General features: G+C 70.8%; 24 protein-coding genes, 2 tRNA genes and 1 pseudogene. 17 read left to right on the top strand and 10 right to left on the bottom strand.

Annotation, left to right across the window (positions count from 1 at the left end):
* Positions 1 to 11 precede the first annotated feature (11 nt).
* The 3 genes from M8C17_RS22520 (at position 12) to M8C17_RS32340 (ending at position 3639) form a co-directional block, all read left to right on the top strand.
* Positions 12 to 1676, top strand: coding sequence for a copper resistance CopC/CopD family protein (locus tag M8C17_RS22520; RefSeq protein ID WP_252418516.1), 1665 nt, complete (start codon positions 12 to 14; stop codon positions 1674 to 1676).
* Between the two features lie 17 nt (positions 1677 to 1693).
* A complete protein-coding gene (locus tag M8C17_RS22515; protein ID WP_252418515.1) occupies positions 1694 to 2428 on the top strand; it encodes a YcnI family protein in 735 nt (244 codons plus the stop codon).
* Positions 2429 to 2580: 152 nt separating this feature from the next.
* Positions 2581 to 3639, top strand: a complete 1059-nt coding sequence (locus M8C17_RS32340; RefSeq protein ID WP_374558874.1) for a hypothetical protein — start codon at positions 2581 to 2583, stop codon at positions 3637 to 3639.
* 35 nt (positions 3640 to 3674) lie between these two features.
* On the opposite strand, the gene M8C17_RS22505 is transcribed toward M8C17_RS32340, so the two are convergent.
* Positions 3675 to 4940 (bottom strand): glycosyltransferase 87 family protein, encoded by a 1266-nt coding sequence (locus M8C17_RS22505; RefSeq protein ID WP_252418514.1) that lies wholly within the window; start codon positions 4938 to 4940, stop codon positions 3675 to 3677.
* Between the two features lie 72 nt (positions 4941 to 5012).
* Between M8C17_RS22505 and orn the strand changes: the two genes are divergently transcribed.
* Positions 5013 to 5603 (top strand): oligoribonuclease, encoded by a 591-nt coding sequence (gene orn / locus M8C17_RS22500; RefSeq protein ID WP_308209580.1) that lies wholly within the window; start codon positions 5013 to 5015, stop codon positions 5601 to 5603.
* 124 nt (positions 5604 to 5727) lie between these two features.
* A tRNA-His gene (locus tag M8C17_RS22495) sits at positions 5728 to 5800 on the top strand.
* Between the two features lie 131 nt (positions 5801 to 5931).
* Here M8C17_RS22495 and M8C17_RS22490 read toward each other — a convergent pair.
* Both M8C17_RS22490 and M8C17_RS22485 read right to left on the bottom strand, forming a co-directional pair.
* A complete protein-coding gene (locus M8C17_RS22490; RefSeq protein ID WP_252418654.1) occupies positions 5932 to 7218 on the bottom strand; it encodes an Ig-like domain-containing protein in 1287 nt (428 codons plus the stop codon).
* Positions 7219 to 7468: 250 nt separating this feature from the next.
* Positions 7469 to 8731, bottom strand: coding sequence for an Ig-like domain-containing protein (locus M8C17_RS22485; protein WP_252418513.1), 1263 nt, complete (start codon positions 8729 to 8731; stop codon positions 7469 to 7471).
* A 187-nt stretch (positions 8732 to 8918) separates the two neighbouring features.
* Between M8C17_RS22485 and M8C17_RS22480 the strand changes: the two genes are divergently transcribed.
* The 6 genes and pseudogenes from M8C17_RS22480 to M8C17_RS22455 all read left to right on the top strand — a co-directional run bounded on the left by M8C17_RS22480 (position 8919) and on the right by M8C17_RS22455 (position 12983).
* Positions 8919 to 8994 (top strand) — tRNA-Lys (locus tag M8C17_RS22480).
* Between the two features lie 67 nt (positions 8995 to 9061).
* Positions 9062 to 9517 (top strand): annotated as a pseudogene (locus M8C17_RS22475) (radical SAM protein); the annotation flags it as partial.
* Entirely contained in the window at positions 9514 to 9687 is a 174-nt protein-coding gene (gene amcA / locus M8C17_RS22470) for a multiple cyclophane-containing RiPP AmcA (RefSeq protein ID WP_252418512.1), read from the top strand. The pseudogene M8C17_RS22475 and the gene amcA, both read left to right, overlap by 4 nt.
* Positions 9688 to 9746: 59 nt before the next feature.
* Positions 9747 to 10409, top strand: a complete 663-nt coding sequence (locus M8C17_RS22465; protein ID WP_252418511.1) for a pentapeptide repeat-containing protein — start codon at positions 9747 to 9749, stop codon at positions 10407 to 10409.
* Between the two features lie 15 nt (positions 10410 to 10424).
* On the top strand, positions 10425 to 10994 hold the full coding sequence (locus tag M8C17_RS22460; RefSeq protein WP_252418510.1) for a kinase: 570 nt from the start codon (positions 10425 to 10427) through the stop codon (positions 10992 to 10994).
* A gap of 396 nt (positions 10995 to 11390) precedes the next feature.
* Positions 11391 to 12983 carry a hypothetical protein gene (locus M8C17_RS22455; protein ID WP_252418509.1) on the top strand — a complete coding sequence of 531 codons (1593 nt, stop codon included), beginning with the start codon at positions 11391 to 11393 and terminating at the stop codon, positions 12981 to 12983.
* A gap of 74 nt (positions 12984 to 13057) precedes the next feature.
* Here the strand turns inward: M8C17_RS22455 and M8C17_RS22450 are convergent, their stop codons facing one another.
* Positions 13058 to 13504, bottom strand: a complete 447-nt coding sequence (locus tag M8C17_RS22450; RefSeq protein ID WP_252418508.1) for a MarR family winged helix-turn-helix transcriptional regulator — start codon at positions 13502 to 13504, stop codon at positions 13058 to 13060.
* A 79-nt stretch (positions 13505 to 13583) separates the two neighbouring features.
* Between M8C17_RS22450 and M8C17_RS22445 the strand changes: the two genes are divergently transcribed.
* Both M8C17_RS22445 and M8C17_RS22440 read left to right on the top strand, forming a co-directional pair.
* Complete coding sequence (locus tag M8C17_RS22445; protein ID WP_252418507.1) at positions 13584 to 13973, top strand: hypothetical protein; 390 nt, start codon at positions 13584 to 13586, stop codon at positions 13971 to 13973.
* A gap of 116 nt (positions 13974 to 14089) precedes the next feature.
* Positions 14090 to 14647, top strand: a complete 558-nt coding sequence (locus M8C17_RS22440) for a hypothetical protein (RefSeq protein ID WP_252418506.1) — start codon at positions 14090 to 14092, stop codon at positions 14645 to 14647.
* A 101-nt stretch (positions 14648 to 14748) separates the two neighbouring features.
* Here the strand turns inward: M8C17_RS22440 and M8C17_RS22435 are convergent, their stop codons facing one another.
* Positions 14749 to 15846, bottom strand: a complete 1098-nt coding sequence (locus tag M8C17_RS22435) for a J domain-containing protein (protein WP_252418653.1) — start codon at positions 15844 to 15846, stop codon at positions 14749 to 14751.
* A gap of 286 nt (positions 15847 to 16132) precedes the next feature.
* Between M8C17_RS22435 and M8C17_RS22430 the strand changes: the two genes are divergently transcribed.
* Positions 16133 to 17347, top strand: coding sequence for an aromatic acid exporter family protein (locus tag M8C17_RS22430; RefSeq protein ID WP_252418505.1), 1215 nt, complete (start codon positions 16133 to 16135; stop codon positions 17345 to 17347).
* On the opposite strand, the gene M8C17_RS22425 is transcribed toward M8C17_RS22430, so the two are convergent.
* The 3 genes from M8C17_RS22425 to M8C17_RS22415 form a co-directional block, all read right to left on the bottom strand.
* Positions 17338 to 17757: a nuclear transport factor 2 family protein gene (locus tag M8C17_RS22425; RefSeq protein WP_252418504.1), complete on the bottom strand. Its 420-nt coding sequence runs from the start codon at positions 17755 to 17757 to the stop codon at positions 17338 to 17340. The genes M8C17_RS22430 and M8C17_RS22425 overlap by 10 nt on opposite strands.
* A gap of 73 nt (positions 17758 to 17830) precedes the next feature.
* On the bottom strand, positions 17831 to 18382 hold the full coding sequence (locus M8C17_RS32200; protein ID WP_252418503.1) for a YdeI family protein: 552 nt from the start codon (positions 18380 to 18382) through the stop codon (positions 17831 to 17833).
* Between the two features lies 1 nt (position 18383).
* Entirely contained in the window at positions 18384 to 18806 is a 423-nt protein-coding gene (locus tag M8C17_RS22415; RefSeq protein ID WP_252418502.1) for a VOC family protein, read from the bottom strand.
* Positions 18807 to 19000: 194 nt separating this feature from the next.
* Between M8C17_RS22415 and M8C17_RS22410 the strand changes: the two genes are divergently transcribed.
* Positions 19001 to 19327 carry a hypothetical protein gene (locus tag M8C17_RS22410; RefSeq protein WP_252418501.1) on the top strand — a complete coding sequence of 109 codons (327 nt, stop codon included), beginning with the start codon at positions 19001 to 19003 and terminating at the stop codon, positions 19325 to 19327.
* Between the two features lie 79 nt (positions 19328 to 19406).
* Here the strand turns inward: M8C17_RS22410 and M8C17_RS22405 are convergent, their stop codons facing one another.
* Positions 19407 to 20234 (bottom strand): DUF72 domain-containing protein, encoded by an 828-nt coding sequence (locus M8C17_RS22405; RefSeq protein WP_252418500.1) that lies wholly within the window; start codon positions 20232 to 20234, stop codon positions 19407 to 19409.
* 126 nt (positions 20235 to 20360) lie between these two features.
* On the opposite strand from M8C17_RS22405, the gene M8C17_RS22400 reads away from it, so the two are divergent.
* A complete protein-coding gene (locus M8C17_RS22400) occupies positions 20361 to 21377 on the top strand; it encodes a glycosyltransferase (protein ID WP_252418499.1) in 1017 nt (338 codons plus the stop codon).
* Between the two features lie 2 nt (positions 21378 to 21379).
* Here M8C17_RS22400 and M8C17_RS22395 read toward each other — a convergent pair whose 3' ends face one another.
* Positions 21380 to 22261 (bottom strand): sigma-70 family RNA polymerase sigma factor, encoded by an 882-nt coding sequence (locus M8C17_RS22395; RefSeq protein WP_252418498.1) that lies wholly within the window; start codon positions 22259 to 22261, stop codon positions 21380 to 21382.
* Between the two features lie 145 nt (positions 22262 to 22406).
* On the opposite strand from M8C17_RS22395, the gene M8C17_RS22390 reads away from it, so the two are divergent.
* Positions 22407 to 22855: carboxymuconolactone decarboxylase family protein (locus tag M8C17_RS22390; protein WP_252418497.1), on the top strand; the 449-nt coding region annotated here is incomplete at its 3' end.

The raw sequence follows: 22855 nt of genomic DNA, 5'->3' as shown, positions 1-22855 counted from the left end.
GGTCGGCGAGCATGGCGAGCATGACTGTCGCCCCCCGCCGCTGGCTCGCCCGGTTGGCCGCCACCGCCGGCCTCCTGGTCACCGTCGTCGTCCTGCTGATCGCCCCGGCCACCCCGGCCAGTGCCCACGCGGTGCTGCAGTCCAGCAGCCCGGCTGCCTCGGCCGTCGTGCCGAGCGGCCCGGCCGAGGTGGTCCTCACCTTCAGTGAGTCGGTGCGCAAGGTCCCCGGCAAGATCCGGGTCGTCGCGCCGGACGGCTCGCGGGCCGACCGGGGTGAGCCCCGCTTCGACGGCGCCACGGTGACGATCCCGGTGGACCCGGCCGGCGAGCGCGGCACCTACCTGGTCAGCTTCCGGGTGATCTCCGCCGACAGCCACCCGGTCTCCGGCGCGTTCACCTACTCCGTCGGCGCACCCTCGACACCGCCGGTCGACTCCGGTGACGACAGCCGGGCCAACCCGGTGGTCGGCAACGCGGTGAAGGTGGCCCGTTTCCTCGGCTACGCCGGCCTGGTGCTGCTGATCGGCCCGGCGCTGGTGCTCGCGGCGCTGTGGCCGCGACGGCTGTCCCGGCGCGGCCCGGCCCGGCTGGCCTGGACCGGCCTCGGCCTGGTGGCCGTCGCCACCCTCGCCGACCTGTGGCTGCAGGTGCCCTACACCGCCGGCGGTGGCCTCTTCGACGTCACCGGCGAGGGGTTCGGCAGTGTGTTCGGCAGCGCCTTCGGCGCCGCCCACCTGGTGCGGCTCGGCCTGCTGGCGGCCTCGGCGTTCCTGCTCCGGCCGCTGCTGGCCCGGCCGACCGGCCGTTCCGACGCGATCATCCTGGCCGTGCTCGGCGGGGCCGCCCTGCTGACCTGGCCGCTGGCCGGGCACCCGGCGGCGTCACCGGCGCCGGCGGTCTCCGTGGTGGTCGACGCGGTCCACCTGGGCAGCATGGCGGTCTGGCTGGGCGGCCTGCTGATGCTCGGCGGCTTCCTGCTCCGGCAGGCCGACGAGCGTGAGTTGGGCGCGATCCTGCCCATCTGGTCGCGCTGGGCGGCGCTCGCCGTCTCGGCGCTGCTGCTGGCCGGCACCGTCCAGGCGTTGATCGAGGTGGCGACGCTGGACGCCCTGTTCGGCACCACGTACGGGCGGCTGCTGCTGGCGAAGATCGGGCTGTTCGCGCTGGTGATCGCCGTGGCCGCGTACTCCCGGCACCTGGTGCGCCGGCGCACCGCGGCGCAGCGGCCGGCGCCGGTGCGCCGGGCGGTCCTGGTGGAGCTGGTCGTCACCGTCGTGGTGCTGGGCCTGTCCGCGACCCTGGTGCAGACCACGCCCGCGCGGACCGCCGTGGCCGAGCCGGCCGGCACCCAGGCCGGTCTCTTCACCACGACCCTGTCCAGTCCGCTCTTCTCCATGCAGGTCGAGCTGGACCCGGCCGAGCGGGGCAACAACTCGCTGCACCTGTACGCGTACACCAAGGACAACCGGCCACAGCCGGTGGTGGAGTGGCGGGCGACCGCCGCGCTGCCCTCGGCCGGGATCGAGCCGATCGAGATCCCGTTGCTGCCGCTGACGGACAACCACGCCTACGGCGACGTCAGCCTGCCGGCCGCGGGTGACTGGCAACTGCGGGTCACCGCGCGTACGTCCGACATCGACCAGGCCACGGTGACCGCCACCGTGCCCATCCGTTAGAGAGGTTCCCGAATCCCATGACCCGTCTCCGGCGTACCGCAACCGCCGCCACCGCCCTGGCGTTCACCGCCGTCGCCACCGCCGTCCTCGGCTTCGCCGGTCCGGCGTTCGCCCACGTCACGGTGAACCCGAAGGAGGCGACTCAGGGCGGCTACGCGCGGGTGGCGTTCCGGGTGCCCAACGAGAGCGACACCGCGTCGACCACCAAGCTGGAAGTGGTGCTGCCGGAGAACGCCCCGATCGGCTCGGTGTCGACCATGCCGGTGCCCGGGTGGACGGTCGCCGTGGAGAAGCGCAAGGTGGACCCGCCGATCGAGGTGCACGGCAGCCCGATCACCGAGGCGGTGTCCAAGCTGACCTGGACGGCCACCGGCGACGCGGCGGTGAAGCCCGGCCAGTTCCAGGAGTTCCCGGTCTCGATGGGGCCGCTGCCGAAGATCGACATGATGGTCTTCAAGACCCTGCAGACCTACTCGGACGGCAGCGTGGTGCGCTGGATCGACGACCCCAACCCGGGCGGCGAGGAGCCGGAGAAGCCGGCGCCGGTGCTCGCCCTGACCGCCGCGGCGCCGTCGGCGTCGGCCGCGCCCGCCGCCGCAGCCGTCGCGACCACCGACGATGACGACGATGACGAGGGCGAGGGCACGGCGGTCGGCCTCGGCGTCGCCGGGCTCGTCGCCGGTCTGGCCGGTCTGGTGCTGGGTGGGCTGGCCTTCGCCCGCTCCCGGCGGGAGCCGGCCGCCAAGTCCTGAGCACGGCCACACCCGCTGGCCCGCCGGAGCGATCCGGCGGGCCAGTGTGCTTTCCCGGGGCCGGAGGCAGCCGTGCCGTGGATATCCCCTGATCAGCCGGCGTACGTCGGTAAGGTCTGCCGGGTACCTGGCTACGGAGGGAGACGGAGCGGATGCGATTCGTGCGGGCGATCGCCGGAGTGCTGCTGTTGGTCATCGGGATTCCGGCGCTGTTCGCCGGTGGCGCGCTCTGGCTGGTGACCCGGCACGCCGACCCCGGGGGGACCTTCGCCGCCCGGTTCGAGACGGTCCGCACGCCCGGCCACGCAGTCGTGGTCACCGACCTCGACCGACTGCTGCGGCAGGAGGCGCCGTTCACCCGTACCGCGCAGACCCGGCTGCGCCTGGACGCCCGCACGCCGGACGGCCCGGCCTTCGTGGGCCTGGCGCCCACCGCCGAGGTGCGCCGCTTCCTGGAGCCGGTCCCGCACGCCTCGGTCCGCCGGGTGGCACTGGCCCGGGGTCCGCTGCCGGTCCGGACGGATCCGGCCGGCCCGGCCGTCGGCGCTCCGGCAGCCGTCGCGTCACCCACGCCGCTGGGTCGCCCGTTCTGGGTACGCGAGGGGATCGGCTCGCTGGAGTGGAGCGCGGACGATCTGGCCGGCGAGCCGATGAGCCTGGTGGTGATGCGTCCCGACGGTGGGAGCGACCTCGCCCTGGACCTGCGCGCCGAGTTGCGGGCGGCCTGGACCACCCCGGCCACCTGGGGGCTGCTGGCCGTGGGGGTGCTGCTGGTGGTGTGCGCCGTGCTGCTCCTGCTGCGACCGCTGCGCCCGCGCGAGGTGGTCTTCGTGGTCGAGCCGGACCAGGTGCCGGTGCTCGCGGGGCGGCTCGGGGTCAGCTCGTTGAGCGGCCTGGGCGCCCCGCCCGCCGGGGACGCCGCGGCGACGCGGTCGCTGCCGGCCGGGCGGCAGCTCACCTCGGTCGGTTCCAGCCTGGGCGAGAGGGCGATCACCGCCGTGCCGACCCGGCCGACCAGCCTCGCCGACCTGGACCCGCCGGCCCGCCTGCCCCGACCGCCGGAGGTGGCGCTGAGCCTGGCGTGGCCACCGGCCACTCCGGAGCCGACAGCTCGGCCGGTGGCGGTGGACGGAACGGCGGGCGGCCCTCCGCGCTGCCGACGCGGAGGGCCACCTTCACCGGGGGATCGGTGCTACCCGAGCGACGCTTGAGGTAGGTGAGACCAGATTAGCGCCGAAAGCGGCTACTAGACAGCTGTGTCCATTTGGTGCGACTTTTCCACCTCGCGGCCACCCCGGATCGGCAGCGCCACCAGCAGCAGCAGGCTGAGCAGCACGTAACCGTTGCGCAGCACGAAATCCACCGGGTCGTCGGTGCGGACCGGGGCCACACCCCAGTCGTGGAACGACACCACGCCGTAGATGATCAGGGCGGTGGTGCCCACGGCGAGCCCAGCCAGCCACCGTCGCCGACGGGCCTCGTCCGGCCGGTCCGCGCTCAGCGCCGCGTCCGCCAACAGCACCACCGCCGGGACGAACCAGTAGATGTGGTGAGTCCAGGTGATCGGGCTCGCCAGGGCCCCGACCAACCCGGTCAGGGCCAGGCCGGTCAACGCGTCGCCGGCCCGGGCGGCGCGGACCGCCCGCCACAGCCCGTAGCCGGCAACCACGGCGACCACCAGCAGCCACAGCAGCCGGTCCGGCTTCTCCGGCGCGCTGAACCGGCTGAGCAGGCCGAACAGCGACTGGTTACCGGTGTAGTCGGTGCGGCCCACCCGCTCGGTGGCCCACAGCTCGTGGGTCCAGAACCGCCACGAGTCACGCGGCGCGATCGCCGCCGCGAGCAGGGTCGCCGCCGCGGCGGTCGCGCTCGCCACCGCCGCGGCCCGCCACCGGCGGGTGGCCAGCAGGTACACGATGAAGATGCCGGGGAAGAGCTTGAGGGCCGTCGCCAGGCCGATGCCGACCCCGGCCCAGCGTCGCGCCTGCGGCACGGCGAACAGCAGGTCGGCCAGGATCAGCACGACCAGCAACATGTTGATCTGCCCGAAGGTGATCGTCTCGCGGGTGCTCTCCACCGCGAGCACCAGCAGCACCGCGACGGTCAGGGTGAACGCGCGTGGCAGGTTGTGTCGGGCGATCACCGGCGTCACCAGCCAGCGGGTGGTCAGCACCACGGCCAGCACGGTGAGCACCGTGAAGATCGTCACGGTGGCGCCGAGCCGGATCAGACCGAACGGCCAGAGCAGCAGCGCGCTGAACGGCGGGTACGTGAAGTACAGCTCGCCCTGCACCCGGTCGGGCTGGACGTAGTCGTAGAGCGGGTTGCCCGCCGTCCACCAGTCCATCGCGGACATGTAGATCTTGAGGTCGAAGAAGTTGTGCACCAGGCCGGGCAGGTAGAGCGCCGGCAGCACGGCGATCAGGGCCACCACCGTGACCAACCGACGGACCGTACGGCCGCCGGGATCCTCGTCGGTGACGGCTGGCGGTGCGACGGGTTCGGCTGGCACTCCGAAACCCTAGCGGTCTGCTCCGCCGAGAGCGCGCAGCCGCGGGTCGTGGGCTGCGCGTAGGCTGTCCCGGTGGCTGATCTCCTCGTCTGGATCGACTGTGAAATGACCGGGTTGGACCTTGGCAGGGACAAGCTGATCGAGGTTGCGGCACTGGTCACCGATCCTGACCTCAACGTGCTGGGTGACGGCGTCGACGTGGTGATCCACGCCGACGAGGCCGCGCTGGAGGCGATGCCGGAGATCGTCCGGACGATGCACGCCAAGTCCGGCCTCACCGACGAGGTGCGCCGCTCCGCCGTGACCCTGGCCGAGGCCGAGGACCTGGTCCTGGAGTACGTCAGCGGTTTCGTCAAGGATCCGCGTACCGCGCCGCTGTGCGGCAACTCGATCGCCACCGACCGGGGCTTCATCGCCCGGGACATGCCCCGCCTCGACGCGCACCTGCACTACCGCATGATCGACGTCTCGTCGATCAAGGAGCTGTGCCGCCGCTGGTACCCCCGCGTGTACTTCGGTCAGCCGCAGAAGGGCCTGGCGCACCGGGCGCTGGCCGACATCCGGGAGAGCATCCGGGAGTTGGAGTACTACCGGCGGACGGTCTTCGTCCCGCTGCCCGGCCCGGACGTGGAGACCGCCAAGGGCATCGCCGCCCAGCTCTGACCCCGGCGCTGGTCCCGGAGCGCCTTCCGGGCGACGCGGGAACCCGCTGGACGCGGTCGGCGGCGGTGTGGCTATTATTGGTCCGCACCCCGCCCGGGGCGATCGACCGGGCGACGGCGGCATGGTGGCTGTAGCTCAGTTGGCAGAGCACCGGGTTGTGGTCCCGGTTGTCGTGGGTTCAATTCCCATCAGTCACCCAGCTAGTGGATCGCAGCATCCGCAGATCAGGCCCCCTCCAACGAGGGGGCCTGATTCGTGTGGAGCAAACCCCGTGCCTGGACCACACGAAGACGCCCCCTCCGTGGAGGGGGCGTCTTTCGGTGCGATGTCAGGCGGTGGGCGTGGGCGTCGGGACGCCGGCCTCGGGGGTCGGCGTGGTGTCCGGGTCGGCCGGCGGCTCGTACGGGATGGCGCTGCCCTTGACGTACTCGTCCCAGCTCATGTTCCAGTCGGTCCAGCCGTTGCCGTTCTGGAGCTTGCGCTCGGTGCCCTTGACCGTGATCGGGTCGCCGATCTGGGTGTTCTTGAACAGCCAGTCACCGTTGGCCATCGACACGTTCACACAGCCGTGCGACACGTTCACGCTGCCCTGCTGCCCCTCGGACCAGGGGGCCGCGTGGATGAACTCCCCGCCCCACGTGAGCCGCTGGGCAAAGTCGATCTTCGTGCGGTAGCCCTCCTCCGGGCCCAGCTCCTCCATGGTGTCGAAGACCGTCTTGCGCAGCTTCTCGATCACCACCATGGTGCCGCTGGACGACGGGGTGGCCTTCTTGCCGAGGCTGACCGGAATGGTCTTGATGAGGGAGCCGTTCCGGGTCACCGTCATCCGCTTGGTCTTGTTGTCCACCGTCATGACCACGGCAGCGCCGATCTTGATGTCTACGCTGAGGTCGGCCCGGCCGTACCAGCCGTTGCCCAGCGGCAGGCCGCCGGCCTGCACCCGGTAGGAAACCTTGCTGTCGGCCTTCCAGAACTCCTTCGGCCGGTAGCGGATCTCGGTGGGGCTGACCCAGTGCCAGATGCCCTCCTGGGCCGGCGTCGAGGTCACCGTCATCCGCCGCTGCACGTCGTCGCGGTAGTCCTCCGGGATGCCCCGGCTGAACTTCACGATCAGCGGCATCCCGACCCCGACCACCTGGTTGTCGCCGAGGAAGCTGCTGACCCGGATCTGGTTGGACGGCTTGGCCATGGTGGTGAAGGTGCTGGTCGCGGTGGCGGGACGCCCGTCGTCGCCGGTGGCGGTCACCGTGGCCGTGTAGCTCGTCCCGTACGCCAGGGCGCCGGCCGGCAGCCAGGTCTTGCCGTCCGCGGAGAGGGTGCCCTCGACCGTTTTGCCAGCCGCGTCCTTGAGCTCGACGGCGGTCTGCACGGCGTCCTTCGTGGTGAAGGTGATGCCGGTGGACGCCGGCACGTCCTTGGCGTCGGTCGCCGGCTCGCTGATGGTCGCCGCCGCCTTCGGTGCCGGGCTCTCGCCGCCGCCCTGCCACGAGGACGGCTTGTCGCCCTTGCCGTCGGTGCAGGCGGAGGTGAAGGCCAGCGCCACGGCGAGAAGCCCCGCCGCGAACACCCGGCGTCGCCCACCGCGCCGGATCAGCTGGTCCTGGCTAGCTCGCATGATGTCCTCACAGTCGTGGTCGCTGACCCATCGTCTCCTACAGACGCGCCAGAACCGGCCCCGGTTGCCGAGGGTGAACCGGAACACGCCGACGATGATGCCGGAATTTTGCTAGAATCCGGCGTTTCGTGAGCCTCGCTCGTCTCCGTGCCGGGTCTACGGGGCCGCGCCAGCGCCGCCGCGTCGCGGGCAGTGCAAGGGTACGCGCCGACCCGTACCGTCGCACGGGCCGGCGCGGACGCCGGATGGCTCAGAGCAGCGGGCCCGACCCGCCCGCGGGCACTGGCAGCGCGCTGCCCTTGACGAACTGCGACCAGCTCAGGCTCCACGCCGTCCACCCGTTGCCGGCCGCCAGCCTGCGCTCGGTGCCCTTCACCGTGATCGGGTCACCGATGCGCGTCTTGTCGAACAGCCACCGGGCGTTCGCCATCGACACGTTCACGCAGCCGTGCGAGACGTTCTGCCGCCCCTGCACGTGCTCCGACCAGGGCGCGGCGTGGATGTACTCGCCACCCCAGGTGAGCCGCTGTGCGAACTGGATGTCGGTGACGTAGCGGTTGGCCGGGTCCGGGTCGTCCCGGGTGTCGAAGGTCGTGGCTTCCTTCTTCTCCATCACGACCATCGTGCCGCTGGACGACGGGGTGCTCTTCTTGCCCAGACTCACCGGCACGGTGCGGACCAGCGTGCCGTTCTCGAACACCGTCATCTTCTTGGTGGCGTTGTCGACCTTCATCACGAACGACCGCCCGATCTTGGCGGTGGCCTTGCGGTCGATGTCGCCGTATTTGCCGTTGCTGAGCGGCATCCCGGCCAGCGCGATCCGCACGGTGATGGTGGTGCCCGGCTGCCAGTACTCCGGCGCCCGGTAGTAGGCCTGCGTGCCGTTGTCGACCCAGTGCCACGCGCCCGGCTGCGGCGGGTCCGTGCGGACGAACATCCGCTTCTGCACCGCCGCCCTGTCCTTCTTCGGGATGCCCGGGTGGAACTCGGTGACCACCGGCATGGCCACCCCGTAGCTCTTGTCGTCGAAGAGGTACAGGCCGGACCCGATGGTCGACTTCGGCTTGGCCATCGTCGTGAAGTTGCTGGTGCCCTGACTGCTGGTGCCGTCCGGCGCGGACGCCGTCACCGTGGCCGTGTAGCGCGTGCCGTACTTCAGTGGGGCCGACGGCACCCAGGAGGAGCCGTCAGTACGCAGCTTGCCCTCCACGGCGCCGCCACCCTCGGCGGTCAGCGTGACCGCGGAGACCTTCGCGCCGTCCGGGAGCTTCGCGCTGATCTCCGTGCTCACCGGCTTGTTCTTCGTGCCGTCGGCCGGATTCAACGCCAATGCCGGGCCGCTCGGCGTAGCCGGCGTCTCCGGCTGGCCCGTGGCGGGGTCGGCGCTCGCGCTCGACTCGGCCCCGCCCACGAATTCCGGCTTCTTCTGCTCGTCGCCGCACCCGGTCAGTGCCAGCGACGCCGCCAGGGTCAGAGCGCCGACCACCGCCCCGGCTCGCGTGAACCGTGCCATCCCCACCTCTGTTCTCGCGTACCTGGCGGACATCGTGCCGCATCACCGCCCCGACCCACGCCCCCATCCTTCGCGCGCGGGTCGATTTGACCGTTTCTGCCCGGTAAGCTCGACCGAAGGGGGGACCCGGGCAACCGGATTGGAGCCCGGCTCAGCGGGGTGCTAATGTTCTCTCCGTTGCCGACGAGCGCCGCTAGCTCAACTGGCAGAGCAGCGGACTCTTAATCCGCGGGTTCGGGGTTCGAGTCCCTGGCGGCGCACCAACGATCAAGGCTCTGACCTGGTGGTTCACACTGGGTCGGGGCCTTTTTCGTGTCTACGGGCGCTGAACGTCGCGTCGGCGGCAGTCCGCTGCGGATCCGCGACGTGGACCGGCTGGCCGACTATCTCGCGGCCACCCGCGCCGGACACGTCGACCACGCGCCGTATGAGCCGATCCCGACCGTCTCTTGGGATGGGCAGGTGGTGCTGCTGTCACCGGAACTGCTCGGCATCACAGAGCCGCGATACGGCGACTTCATCGCCGGCAACGTCCTCCATCAGCCGATCACCGCCATGCTTGCCGGCGCCGGCGACCTGGACTACGTCGCCGAGTTCGTCACGGCCCTCAACGACTGCGCCGATCACTGCGCCTTCTACGACTTCTGCCGCGGCGCCCAGGCCGGCAATCGTTACTTCGAGCACGCGTCGTTCATCGCCCGAGAGACGACCTACTGCCGGACCACCCGACAGGCCCTCGTTCGCGCCGCCGCCGACCACCTCACCCCTCAAGGAGGAGCACCATGACCAACGCTCTCGCGATCCTCATCAACGCGGCACCCGAGCAACTCGCCCGCCTCGGCGTCGACCCGCAGCGGTCGGTAGCGTCGATCGACGTGGCGAAGTTCGACAACCGCCCCGCCTGGGATAACAAGGGTAAGTTCGACAGTCGGCCCGGCTGGGACAAGAAGAAGTAGCCCCACCACGGGACGCGCGGGGTGCGTGCCCACCCCGCGCCCACACAGGTTGAGGACACATGCGCACCACCACGATCGGCGACGTGAAGGTCCTGCTGCCGGACCTCGAACCGGACGACCTCGACACCACCACGGACCTGGCCGGCGGCCTCACCGAGGCCCTCGTCGAGGGCGCAGCGTGGCGCGGTGTGCACCTTGAGGGTGCCAGCATCCGGAGCAGCCTGATCACCGGCGTGGACCTCAGCGAGAGCACCTGGGAGGGCGGCAGCCTCTACGGCTGCGAGATCACCCGCACCGACTTCTCCGGCGCGACCCTGACCGGCATGACCATCGAACGTTGCGCGATCACCGGCTCCCGGTTCACCGGCACCAGACTCACCGACGTACGCCTCAAGGACGTCCTGTTCGACGGCTGCCGCTTCGACTACGCCACCTTCCAACGCGTCGCCGCCGCCGGCTCGGTCGCGTTCACCGACTGCACTTTCACCAACGGCGCGTGGTCTTCCTGCCGACTACCTCGCATCGCGCTGCGGTCTTGTGACCTCACCGGACTGGAGTTGGACTCTTGCCAGCTCGACGGCACCGATCTGCGGGGCAGCCGGCTCCAGGGCCTCAAGACGCCGCTGGACAACCTGCGCGGTGTCACCCTCAGCGAGGACCAACTTCCTGACCTCACCCGGCTGGCCGTCGCTGTCCTCGACCTCACCGTTGGTAACGAGTGAAGCCGAGGAGGCATCGTGCTCGCTGAACCCACTGGCAGCGCGGACACGATCCTCGTCTGCATCCGGGGCAACTCCGGCTCCGGTAAGAGCAGCATCGCCCGCGAGCTACGACGCCGGCACGGCCGGGGCTGCGCCCTGGTCGAGCAGGACTACCTGCGCCGCATCCTGCTGCGCGAGCGGGATAAGCCCGGCGGGGCGGCACCGGCGTTGATCGGGCAGACCGTTCGGTTTGCGCTGGACCACGGCTATCACGTCGTGCTGGAGGGCATCATGCACAGCAGCCGCTACCGAAGCATGCTGACCTCCCTGCGGGACGACCACCGCGGCCGGTCGCTGTTCTGCTACCTCGACGTGTCCCTGGCCGAGACCCTGCGCCGGCACCTCACTCGCCCGCAAGCCGGTGAGTTCACCGCCGAGCACATGAGCGGCTGGTACGCCGCCCATGACGTCCTGGACTGGCCCGACGAACTCGTCCTACCCGAGACCACCGGACTGAACGAGGCCGTCGAGGCCATCGCGGCTGCTGCCGGGCTACCCCAGACCGGACGCGACGACGACTTGCTACCGATCGTTTCGTCCCCGTAGAGCAGCGCAGCCGGCTACCGGTGTCGCCGGTCCGGCGGACCGTTCGCCAACATCAGTCCCGAGTGGCCAGACAGCCCGTCAAGCACGGCGACTGCGACGGCATGGAGCTCGCCCTACCGCGCTGACCGATGATGCGGACCTGTGCGAAGTCGAGGGGTGGCAGGCGCGGCGGTACGGTGTCCCGGCGCGGTATCGGAGATCTCCAATTCGGCCCGCAACCTTGTAGCATGCGGCGGACGACGGTCGGCAGCCGGAGCGCGGCTCTGGTACGACTCGGCGGCGGCACCGCCGGGTCGGGCGGCCGCGGCGCCGGTCCGGCCGGGGCCGGGGTGAGAGAGGAACCTGCTCGGCGTGTTCCAGGAACCGGACCAGATTCGGATGACCGGCGGAGATTCAATGGGCGAGGCGTCTGACGCCGGGCCGCCGCCGGAGGTGTTGGACGCGGAGCTGGCCAAGGCGATGCGGCACGTTGCCGTGCTGCGCACTGGGTTCTACGTCGTCGTGCTGTTGATCGCGCTCGGGGGCCAGGTGTCCGGGGCGATGGAAGCGCTCGGCATGCCGTGGTACGTCGCACTTCCCGCGGTTGGGGCGTTGGAGCTGGGCGGCGTCGTGGTGCTGGCGAACGCTGACGTACGCCGTCGACTGGGCGAAGGGGCGATTCTGTCCCGGGTGTTGTCGGCCGGCATCGCCGCCGCCGCGGTCGCCTTCAACTGGCTGGCTCACAGCAACCACCTCGAAGGCGGTTTCTACGCGGGCATGTCGCTGCTCGGTTATCTGGTGTGGCTGATGAGCAGCGAGAATCAGCGGCGGGACCGGCTGCGCGCCAGGCAGCAGCTGCCACCCACGACGCCGGGGTACGAACCGGTCGGGCACTGGTTGCGACACCCGTGGCTGACCCACCGCGCCCGCTCGTTGGCCAAGGCCGATCCCGGCCTCGGGCTGTACGGTTCGCTCGACGCGGCCCGCGCGCAGATTCGCGCCGAGCGGCGGCAGGCGGCGCTCAGGAAGGTGTTGCGCCGCAAGATCAGCCGAGCACTGGACGGCACCACCGCGGACATCGCCCTTGCGGTGTACGACCTCGACGAGATCGCCCTGCGGCTGGCCGAGCAGGCGGACTACGACGGGCTCACCGCGCTGATCGCCGCCGATCTGGCACCTGCGCGTGTGCTGGCCGGGAACCTGCCGGCTGGCGGCCGCCGCCGGCGGTGGCGTCGGACGCGCCACCCCGACCCCGTCGCACTGGCCTCGGCCGCGCGGCTGCTCGCCGACGCGCCGGAGCGGCCGTTCGCCCACGCCCCCGAGCCGCTCGTGGACGCGGCCCCCGCAACCCCTGCGGCGGAAGGGGCCTCCGGCGACCCGGTGCGGCCAGAGTCGGCCGGGGACGCCGTACAGCACGCAGGAGACGGTGCCGAGCGCCCGGGATCGGAGCGGTCCGAAGGCACGGGCCAGCTCACCTCGACCACGGATCAGCCGGACCCGCCCCGCGCCTCCGAGTGGGCGGCGCTTCACGCGGAACTCGCCCCGCTCCTGCCGGCAGCCCCGCCGCGCCGGACGCCGCGCAGCACAGCAGGCCGGTCGGCTGTCAGCCGGGCGGAATCGCCGTCGACCACGGACGCGCCAGGCGCCGTCGCGGAGCCGGCCGACGTGCCGCCGGTAACGGTCCGCCGCGCGGCAGCGATGCCGCGAACCGCGACGGGACGGGCAGGTGTCGCCCGAGTCGCCGACCTGGCGGGCGAGCCGGTGCCGGCGGCGGACGTCACGCGAGAGCTGCCCCTGGTGGCCGGGCGGGATCTGCCGGATCTGGTGAACGCCGCGGCGAGCCGCACCACACCACCCGTCGCGGCCCCCGACGTGGTGGAGAAGGCCACCGAGCAACGATCAGCGTCGCGGCCGCGGCAGCGCCGGCGGGACGACGGTGACCCGCGACCGAGCTCGGAGACCGTCCGGCGTCGGTCGAACACCCAGTCGGCCGAGGCAGGTCGGCCCTGACGAAAAGGTCCTCAACGGACTGACCGACAGATCTTCCCGGTCCGCGTAGGTGGTTACACGCCGGGTTCCGGCGTCTAGTCGGTCTGGCACCGGGGATCGTGGGCGGTGTAGAGCAGGGACAACTGGTGGTGAAGCTGGCGCCGTTCGTCCTTGTGGAGGGCAGCGAGGAAGTCGTCCTCGGCCCGGCGCACTGCCGTGAGGGCTTCCGACAGTGCGGTGCGGCCGTCTGCGGTGATGCTGATGACTTGTTTGCGGCGGTCGCTGGAGCTGCGGTCGCGCCGGACGTACCCGTTGCCCTCGAGTTCGTCGATGACCGCGACCATCGTGGTGCGGTCGAGCCCCGTCTGCCGGCACAGGTCACGCTGGGACAGTTCCGCGTCGTGGACGAAGGCCAGTACCCGTAGGTCTCGGCCGCGGAGGCGGAAGGGCAGGAGTGCCTGTTCCATCCTGGCTCTGGCGAGGTCAGCCAACTTCAGCAGGAGGTACCCGGTGGTCGAGGAGATGGCTTCGGAAGAGAGCACGCACGCAGTTTAGTCGTCAGCTCGACGGATTATCAGCTAGGCTGACGATCAGCGAGTCTGCTCTACTTTGGAGAGCCGCATGAAGACGCGTGTCATCCTCACCATCGTCGGCGCGATCACCGCGACGCCCGCACTTGCGTTGTTCTGGCCGCGACTACTGGCGAGCAGTTACGGGTTGGCTGATCCCGACCCCATGACCACGGCGCTGCTCCAGCACAGGGGTGTGCTGCAGGCGGCGCTCGGCGCGGCCATCATCTGGGGAGCCTTCTTCCTGCCGGCCAGAGTGCCGGCGGCGGCGACTGCCATCATCACCAAGGCGGCGTTTCTCGCCCTGACCGTCGTCGATGCTGGGATGCGAGCCGACATGAACCTCATCTCGCTGGTGTTCGACCCGCTCGCCATCGTCATCCTGGGTGTCGTGATCGTGCTCCACTTCCGCGAATCGCCCGTCGCTGCCGCACCAGCCTGACGCCGGAGCAGGGCAGAGCAGCCAACCCTCGATCTGCCAGAGCGGGCCCACGTCGTTGCGCGGCAAGGTCTAGATTTCGTCGACGGATCGATCTGAAGACGGTGAGGGTGCGGGTGGTGGGCGAGAGGCTCAGCAACACAGGGCTCCGGAACGGGTTCGACCTGCTGGTCACTCCCGATGCTCGGTTCGTGCGGTTGCTGCGGCGGGAACTGCGCCGAACCAGTCGGTTGTTTGCCATCGCAGGTCTGCTGCTGTGCGTCACGAGCCTCGGTACGTTTCTGGCCGAGGGCGCGTGGTTCTTCGCCGGGCTGTTCGGCTTCCCGTTCGGGGTGGTGTGGTGCCTCGCCGGGGTGATCAACGGCCCGCTGCACGTGCGACGCAACCCGGAAATACTGGCGCCCCTGCGGTACGTGTTCACCGCCGATGCCATCGAGTGGCACACCGTCCACGCCTCGCTGCGGGTGCCGTGGACGACGATCCGGCATGTCAGCCGTTCCCGTGAGGCGTACCGAGTGGACTGCGCGGACCAGCGCGAGCCCCGGTACCTGTGTCGTACGACGCTGACCCCGGACCAGGACGCGCGGTTGGCCGCATACCTCGACGAACGGCTCGCTGCACGACTGGCCTCGAAGACGTCGGTGCAGCCGTCGCCACCCACGGGGGACAGCAGGTGACAGGTCCACGCAAGGCGCAAGCGCCCGCCCAGGAGTTCCGGGGGGCCGCCCGCGCTCCGGACCTGACGTTGCCGTCGTAGGCAGCTACCGCCTGGCGCAGGTCACCGCAGCCAGCGGACGTGATCTTCGATCCCGCGAACCGCTTTCCGCCACACAGTGCTGGCCTGCCCTCCTTGCAGAGAAGCAAGCTGGCGACGGGCGCCCCATCCGGCGATTGGCCTGTCGACGCTCCGAAACAGGTCGTCGAGCCGATCCAGGGGTGAGCCCACGGTCAGCAGTTTCCGCACGTCGTCAAGGTTGAACGCCTCCGAGATCTCTCGGATGAGATCACGGTTGGTGATGAACAATTCCGGGACCCACTGCGTTGGCGCAAACCGCAGGCTGTGCGCGATGAGGTCGAACTCGTAGCAGTGGTCGTCGTCAGGCTCCGCCGTGCTGCCTATTTGCTCCACGAGGCTTTCCCAATCGGGAATGTCGGCGAGCTCGTGCGCTTCGGTTCTGGCCAGGTATGCACGCATCGAAGCCATGGATCTGAATAGGAGCAGGTGCCTCTGGGCGCCGGGGAAGGCCGCCTCGGTCCGTTGTTCGTCGAAATATGCTCGAAGCGTGAACCCGGTTTCGCCAGACCGAAGCGAGATGGCAATCGGGTGGATAGTTGATGCGCTGCTCCAGGGCGTGTCCAGCTGGCCAGCGTCCGTGGACATCGAATATGTCCACTGTGCCCTGGGGTGCTCGCGTTCGCGGGTCTCACGTTCCCGCTGCAGGCGTTCGCGGCTGTAATGTTCCCGGTCCCGGCGTTCACGGCTCTCCCGCGGGCGATCCCGGCGATCACCGGTGTCACCTTCGCCATCCTGCCGTTCGCGTTCCTGCCGCTCGCGACTGCGCCGTTCGCGGTCCTGTCGTTCGCGATCCTGACGTTCGCGGTCGCGCCGTTCACGTTCCTGGCGTTCGCGGGTCTGCCGCTCGCGATCCTGCCGTGCGCGGGCTTCGCGCTCATGCGCATCTGTCAGGTGCTTGTACGCCGCGTTGATCTGCTGCATTTGCCGCGTGACTTCTTCACGGACCTTCGCAGGACTCGACTGGTGCCTGTCCGGATGCCAGATCTGCACGAGAACCCGGTAGCGCTCCCGAATCTCCCCGACCGACGATTCACGCGTCACACCGAGAATCGTGTAGGGATCCTGTCCGTCAGGGAGCATGACAGCCACCGGATCTCATGGATATTCGGTTCGCGCGCACGGCGGTGATGGTAACAGCGCCGTCGATGCGTGTTGGCACGCAGCACTGCGCCGGCGTGGAGGGAGACGCAGCGCGCCCCGCACGACGTCCTCGGCCGGCCTGACGCACTCGTCGTGCCCGAGACCTTCCTGCTGGAGGACAACGGCGCCGCCGTCGCTGCGGCATCCGGGTTACCGCGGGACGGGCGGGACGAGCCGCCTCCCCTGCCCGCCGGATAGGTTCGCCTGCGGCGGGTAAGCGGCGCGCGTGCCCGCGAATCAGGAGCCGGCAGCCGAATTCGACCCGGCACCGCACGGGCGGTCCCGGGTCGGTCGGACGTTTGCCAGCCTCCAGGAGCGTGGGCGGCGGGCGCTGAGCTCCCGCGCGTGGCGGTTGCGCCTGTTCGGTCTGCTCGCCGTGCAGGCCGGTGTCGCTGCGACGATCGCCTGGTTCGTGGCGTACCAGTTCCTGGACAATTCCTCCCCGATCTTCGCACCCACCACGGCGGTCGGCATCGTGGCCGCCGCGATGGGATCACGCCTGCGGCGTACCGTCGAGTTGCTGGTCGGGGTGGTCCTCGGGCTCGCCATCGGTGACACGCTCATGCCGCTGTTCGGCATCGGGCCCTGGCAGACCGGCGTGGTCGTCGTGCTGGCGATCATCGTCGCCGTGCTGTTCAAGGGTGGTGGCTCCCTGCTGACGCAGGCCGGCGGTACGGCGGTGCTCGTCGCCACCCTGGAGCCGCCCGTGCGGGACCTGTCGATCCCCCGCTTCGTCGATGCCGCCGTCGGCGGGTTGATCGGGCTGGGGGTGGGTCTGCTGTTGGTGCCCATCCACCCGCAGCGGACGCTGCTGCGACTGGCCGAACCCGTCGTCGGTCCGGCGGTCGCGGCCATGCACGAGTTGGCTGCGGCGCTGCGCGTCCGCGATCTTGGTCAGGCCGAGCGGAGCCTGCGCGGTTTGCGGAACCTCGGCCCCCAGCTCACCGCGCTCGATGAGGGGCTCAGCGCCGCCCAGGAGGTGGTGCGATTGGCGCCCCTGCGCTGGCGTGAGCGCCACTCCCTGGCCTTCCACGCGGAGTCCATCCGGCATCTGGAGCGCACTCTGCACAGCTGTCGGTCCCTGGCGAGACGACTCACGACAGCCCTCAAGGACGATGAACCGATTCCGGAGGAGTTTCCCGCGGCCATCGACCTACTGGCCGACAGCGTGCTGACCCTGAGATGCACGATCCGGGAGCATGAAGAGCCGCAGAAGCCGCGCGAGCAACTCCTGGCGGGCGTCGCACTGGTCGGACGGGCACAGGGGGAGGCGGTGCGGAACCCCACCCGCCCACACACCCACCGTCTGGGTTACTCGGGGATGATCGCCGCGGGTGAGTTCCGGACGGCGGCTCACGACCTGCTGACCGCCAGTGGGTTGGACACCGAGGAAGCGGCCGCGCTGGTAAGGCGGGCGGTGGAGCGGGGCGGTCAGGACTGAGCCGCGGGGTCTGTCCTGAACAGGCCGGCGGGCGGTGCGTGCTGCCCGTCCTTGACGTGGGAGTAGTCGCGAGCCTCGGCCACGAGGCCAGCCTCGTCGAAGCGCAGCACGGTGCAGCCGGAGATGGTGACCGGTTGGTCCTTGATGTGAATCACCGCCCAGTACTCGACGGCCGCCGCATCGCCGTCGACCTGCGGCTCGGCGAACCACACCTCAGCAGGGCGGGTCTCCTCTGCGAAGCACTCCTCGAGATAGGCCCGAAGGCCGGAACGCCCGCGGTACGGACGGAACAGGGAGGCCCAGTGGTCGCCGTCCTCGGTCTGAAGGGCGGCGATCGCCTCGAGGTCCTTGGTCGGCCAGGCTTCGGCCCAGGTCCTGGCCCACCGTCGGGCCGCCTCGCGCGTGTCCACGGATGTCTCCTCAACGAATCGGCGTCGCGTGTCGCCGCCAGTGCTACCAGGGACCCCTGACAGGCCGACGCCATCAACAGGCGGCCGCCAGCCGCGCGACCGCCTGCGCCAGGACCTTCGACCTCGCCTGCGGGGTGCGGGCCTTGAGCAGCGGCAGGATCACGGCGTACCGGGCGGTGCGGCCGAGCCGCTCGAAGGCGGCGGTCGCGCGGGGGTCGCCGGCGAGCGCGGCGCTGAGATCGGGTGGGACGGTGGCGGTGCGCTGCGCCTCGTACGCCGCCTCCCACCGCCCGTCGGCCTTGGCGGCCGCGACCTCCGCGAGCCCCGCCGGCCGCATCCGTCCGGCCGCCGTCAGTGCCTCGACCTTCGCCACGTTGACCTGCGACCACGAGCTTCGGGGGCGACGGCGCGAGTACCGCTGGAGGAACGACTGGTCGTCGAGGCCCTTGCGGTGACCGTCGATCCAGCCGTAGCAGAGGGCCACGTCGAGGGCGTCCGAGATCGTGATCGAGGCGAGCCCGGAGTGTCGTTTGGCGATCCGCAGCCATGCATCTTCCCGCACCTCGTGTTGCGCGGCGAGCCAGGAGTCCCATGCCGCCGCATCGGGAAAGTCGAGCACGTCCACGTCACGCCGGCTTCATGGACGAGAGGACGTCGAGGTAGTGCGGGTTGTTCATGACGCCGAGCACGTTGCCGAACGGGTCGACCACCGCCGCCGTGACGAACCCCTCGTCGCCGTGCGGGGTGATCGGCTGGTACTCCGTGGCGCCCATTACCAGCAGGCGCTGCACGGTGGCGTCGAGGTCGTCGACGTGCCAGTGCATGACGGCGCCACCGGGCCCGGCCGCGCCGGGCGGCGCGTACCTGCGGTCGATGATGCCCAGCTCGGCCTGGTAGTCACCGACACGGAACTCGGTGTACGCGGGGCGTCCGTCGGGCCCTGCCCGCAGGAAGTAGGCGTCCTTGCCCAGGAACTCCGCGTACCAGGCGGTGGCCGCGGCGACGTCGTCGGCCCAGATGTTCAGTGTGGCGAAGCCTCGCAGGCTCATCGCGTGTCCTCTCGTCGATGTCTTCGCTGGTCACGCTATCGACGATTGCGGAAGGAGAGCTTCCGCAATGAGCGGCCACCGGCGGAAAATCTCGGCGACCGGCCCACATCGGTGTACGGCGTGAGAAATGCTTGCGATGGCAACAAAGTGCGGCGACGATGATCTCAACAGATGTCGATGCATTGGAGTTGCGCATGCGAGCACGAGCAGCCAGGACCGGCGCCGTTCTGACCATCTCCACGATCATGACCGCAGGGCTCGGGATCCTGGCCTCGCCCGCCTCGGCACAGACATCCGGGCTGACCTTCTACAGCGGATCGTTTGCCACGGAGGTAGCGAACTTCCCCGCCCCGACCGGCGCCTGCACGGCGCTGCCCCCGACGGCGGACAGTCACGTCGGGTGGAGCGGCGTCTCCGACGTCACCTTCTATCGGACCTCGGACTGCTCCGGGCAGGCCACGGGTGTGGGCACGCTCCGCACCTACGAGGCCGGGCGCTACACAAGTTTCCGCGCTTTCTGATCGCGCAGGGCCTCGGGAAGGGGGCAAGATCCCGTCCCGTTGGCCTGTCGGCGGACGGCGCTGATCCCCCGGCGGCCTCTCAGAAAAGGGTGAGAGGCTCGACCGGGATCGGCTCCGGCAGTGGTTCGAGCTGGGGTACGCGTGCCCGTACCTCGTCGTGGAAGCGGCGGGCGAGCACGGGCGCGTCGGCGTTGTCCGGGGTGTGGACGAACATGGTCGGCGAGCGCCCCTCGCGCAGCCAGTCGGCGGTGACGTCGACCCACCGTTGCCACCCCTCGACCGTCCGCTCGGTGTCGTCGCGACCGAGGTAGCGCACGATCGGCCGGTCGGTCAGCGCGAGTGACCGGAGCGGCACGCGCGGCTTCTTCGTCCAGGCGTCCCGTTCCGCGTCGCTGGTCGGCGGGCTGGCGAAAAACGCGGTGGTGTCGAAGGGAATCCACTCGGCGTCCGCCGCGCCGAGTGCGTCCGTGAGGTGCCGGGCCGCGCGGGGGTCGTCGAAGAACGCGGGATGGCGCACCTCCACGGCGTACCGGTGTGACCGGGGGAGCCGGCCCAGGAAGCGGCCCAGTGTGGGGACGTCGGCGGGGGAGAACGACCCGGGCAGTTGGATCCAGAGGGCGTGGGCGCGCGGGCCGAGCGGCTCGATCGCGTCCAGGAAGGCGCCCAGCGGCTCGTCGACGTCGGTGAGCCGACGGTCGTGCGTGATGACCTTGGGGAGTTTGAGGACGAACCGGAACGCGGGGTCGGTCTGCCGGGCCCACGACTCCACCGTCTCCCTGGTCGGCGTCGCGTAGAACGTCGTGTTGCCCTCCACGGCGTCGCACCAACCGGCGTAGTGCCGTAGGCGCTCCTGGGGAGCAAGAGGATGCGCCAGCAGGCGTCCCTGCCACGACCTGTGGGTCCACATCGCACACCCCACGTGCAGCCGCACAGTCTCGCTCCTCCCCAGGTGGACCGGCCCGACCGGAGCCCACCGTATACGCGACGCCGACCGGCCCGGGACGCGGCGGCGCGGAGTGTAGGGTCCGACGCCATGCGTGTGCTGTTCGCCAGCCTCGCCTCCGTAGGCCACACCTACCCGCTGATCCCGCTGGCGGTCGCCGCGCGGGAGGCTGGTCACGAGGTGCACTTCGCCGCGGGTGCGGAGGTGCACCCGCCGCTGGCCGCGAACGGCCTGCGGCCGTTCCGCCCCGGCGACGCGTTCTACGAGGTGTACGCCGAGGACCTCGAACCGGAGCTGGCCCGGTTGCGCCCCGACCTGGTCGTGCACGAATGGGGACTACCGGGTGCGGCCATCGCCGCCCAGCGGGCCGGTGTCCCCGGCCTCTGGCACGGGTTCGGCCGGATGTTTCCCGACGGCATCGGTCTCGAACTGCCCACGAGGAACCCCGAGGTCGCCGGCCGCCCGCACCTCGACATCTGCCCGCCGTCGTTGCAGGACAGGGACTTCCTCGCCAACGAGCGCCGGATCGAGCTGCGACCGGTGCCGTTCTCGACACCGGCCGAGCCGTCCACGGGTGCGGGCCGCCGTACGTCCCGGCCCCTGGTCTATCTGACCCTCGGCACCGCGTTCGGCACGCCGGAGCTGCTGGCCACCGCCATCGCGGGCCTCGCGAGGTTGGACGTGGACCTGGTGGTGGCCGCCGGTCGGGTGACACCGGAGCGGCTCGGCGAGCTGCCCGACGGGGTGACCGTGCACCCCTGGGTGTCGCAGGCGGAGCTGCTGCCGCACGTCGACGTGGTGGTGCACCACGGCGGCAGCGGCACGACCCTCGGGGCGCTCGCCGTCGGCGTCCCGCAACTGATCCTCCCGCAGGGCGCCGACCAGTTCGCCAACGCCGACGCGGTCGGTGCCGCCGGTGCCGCCCTGCGCCTGCTCCCTCATGAGGTCACCGCGGACGCGGTCGCCGAACAGACCCGGATGCTGCTGCCGCGCCACGGGAGCACCGCGCATCGCGACGCGGCCCGGGCGATCGCCGAGGAGATCGCCCGGATGCCCTCCCCGGCCGACGTCGCCCGCCGCCTACCCGAGTACGCCCGGGCGGGCTAGACCTACCGCCGCTGCGCCTCTGCGCTGGTCACCTCGAGCGTGGCGAGCTGTGCCGGGTCGGCCACCACCTCGATGCCGATGATCCGGTCGGTGACGATGAAGCTGAGTGTGAGGCGGGCCTCCCGGCCGATCTGCACGACCGCTCCCGGCAACCCGTCGACGTACGCCGGCACCGCCCCCTGGGCGCGGCCGTTGAAGAACCCGGCGATGGCGGCGGAGCCGCGCGTCTCGGCGGCCGACCCGAGGCCCACGGCCACCGGATCGGCGCGCATGACGACGTGCGGGTCGAGCAGGCTGACCAGGTCGTCGAACCGACCCTCCCGGGAGGCGGCGAGGAACGCCTCGACCACCCGCCGCTGACGGGCCGGGTCGGTCTCCCCGACTGTCCCGTCCTGGTGCACCCGACGACGGGCCCGGCTGGCGATCTGGCGAACGGCGGCCGGGGTGCGATCGACCACGGCGGCGATCTCCTCGAACGAGACCGCGAACATGTCGTGCAGCACGAACACGAACCGCTCGGTCGGCGCGAGGGTGTCCAGGACGACCAGGAGCGCCCGGCCGACCGACTCGGCCAGCATGGCCTCCCGCTCCGGGTCGACGGGGCCGCCCTCGGTCGAGTCGGGCTCCGGTCCGGCGGTGTCCCACGGCTGCTCGGGACGGGTCGTCCGCGTGCGCAGCCGGTCCAGGCAGACCCGGCCGACGGAGGTCGTCAGCCACCCGGCCAGGTTGTCGATGCCCGTGACGTCGGCCCGGCTCAGCCGCAACCAGGTGTCCTGGACGGCGTCCTCGGCCTCGGCGCCGGAGCCCAGCATCCGCTGGGCCACCGCACGTAGACGTGGCCGGTTCTCCTCGAAGCGTCGGGCCAGCAGGTCGGCGTCGCTCATGACCGGTGCACCCCCGCGCGTACCTGGGCGGTCCTGTGACCGCCGCCACATCTGTCACGCCGTCGGCCAGCGGCCCGACAACCCAGTGAACCGGGACGTCGCACCGCGACGACGCCGGGCAGCCTAACAGGACGGAACGACGGACATGATCATCGAACCCCGCATCCAGAACCCCGCCAACCTGCTGCCGGACACCGTGAAGGCGATCAACCTGCTCTACAAGGCGGCGCACTCGGCCGGCGTGCCGGGCAGCACGCTGGAGCTGGTGCACCTGCGCGTCAGCCAGATCAACGGGTGCGGCGCCTGCGTCGACTCGGGTGCCCGGGGTGCCCGCAAGGCCGGCGAAACCGAGGAGCGGCTGTTCGCGGTGGCCGCCTGGCGGGAGACCCCGTACTTCACCGAGGCGGAGCGGGCGGCGCTCGCGCTCGCGGAGGCCGCCACCCGGCTCGCCGACCGGGCCGACGCCGTGCCCGACGACATCTGGGAGGAGGCGGCCCGGCACTTCGGCGAGAAGGAACTCGGCGCGATCGTGCTCTGGGTGGCCACCAGCAACTTCTTCAACCGGCTCAACGTCACCACCCGCCAGCCGGCCCC

It is taken from the genome of Micromonospora sp. RHAY321 (assembly GCF_023896955.1).
Classification (GTDB): Bacteria; Actinomycetota; Actinomycetes; order Mycobacteriales; family Micromonosporaceae; genus Micromonospora.
This window is presented reverse-complemented; position numbering and strand designations above follow the sequence as displayed.

What these genes read in the sequence shown, in the direction of transcription:
- M8C17_RS22410 (WP_252418501.1), top strand. Translation starts at nt 19,001, where the DNA reads ATGCGAGCACGAGCAGCCAGGACCGGCGCCGTTCTGACCATCTCCACG.
- M8C17_RS22395 (WP_252418498.1), bottom strand. Translation starts at nt 22,261, where the DNA reads ATGAGCGACGCCGACCTGCTGGCCCGACGCTTCGAGGAGAACCGGCCA.
- M8C17_RS22520 (WP_252418516.1), top strand. Translation starts at nt 12, where the DNA reads ATGGCGAGCATGACTGTCGCCCCCCGCCGCTGGCTCGCCCGGTTGGCC.
- M8C17_RS22400 (WP_252418499.1), top strand. Translation starts at nt 20,361, where the DNA reads ATGCGTGTGCTGTTCGCCAGCCTCGCCTCCGTAGGCCACACCTACCCG.
- M8C17_RS22435 (WP_252418653.1), bottom strand. Translation starts at nt 15,846, where the DNA reads ATGCTCCCTGACGGACAGGATCCCTACACGATTCTCGGTGTGACGCGT.
- M8C17_RS32340 (WP_374558874.1), top strand. Translation starts at nt 2,581, where the DNA reads ATGCGATTCGTGCGGGCGATCGCCGGAGTGCTGCTGTTGGTCATCGGG.
- amcA (WP_252418512.1), top strand. Translation starts at nt 9,514, where the DNA reads ATGACCAACGCTCTCGCGATCCTCATCAACGCGGCACCCGAGCAACTC.
- M8C17_RS22490 (WP_252418654.1), bottom strand. Translation starts at nt 7,218, where the DNA reads ATGCGAGCTAGCCAGGACCAGCTGATCCGGCGCGGTGGGCGACGCCGG.
- M8C17_RS22515 (WP_252418515.1), top strand. Translation starts at nt 1,694, where the DNA reads ATGACCCGTCTCCGGCGTACCGCAACCGCCGCCACCGCCCTGGCGTTC.
- M8C17_RS22415 (WP_252418502.1), bottom strand. Translation starts at nt 18,806, where the DNA reads ATGAGCCTGCGAGGCTTCGCCACACTGAACATCTGGGCCGACGACGTC.
- M8C17_RS22455 (WP_252418509.1), top strand. Translation starts at nt 11,391, where the DNA reads ATGGGCGAGGCGTCTGACGCCGGGCCGCCGCCGGAGGTGTTGGACGCG.
- M8C17_RS22465 (WP_252418511.1), top strand. Translation starts at nt 9,747, where the DNA reads ATGCGCACCACCACGATCGGCGACGTGAAGGTCCTGCTGCCGGACCTC.
- M8C17_RS22405 (WP_252418500.1), bottom strand. Translation starts at nt 20,234, where the DNA reads ATGTGGACCCACAGGTCGTGGCAGGGACGCCTGCTGGCGCATCCTCTT.
- M8C17_RS22445 (WP_252418507.1), top strand. Translation starts at nt 13,584, where the DNA reads ATGAAGACGCGTGTCATCCTCACCATCGTCGGCGCGATCACCGCGACG.
- M8C17_RS22485 (WP_252418513.1), bottom strand. Translation starts at nt 8,731, where the DNA reads ATGGCACGGTTCACGCGAGCCGGGGCGGTGGTCGGCGCTCTGACCCTG.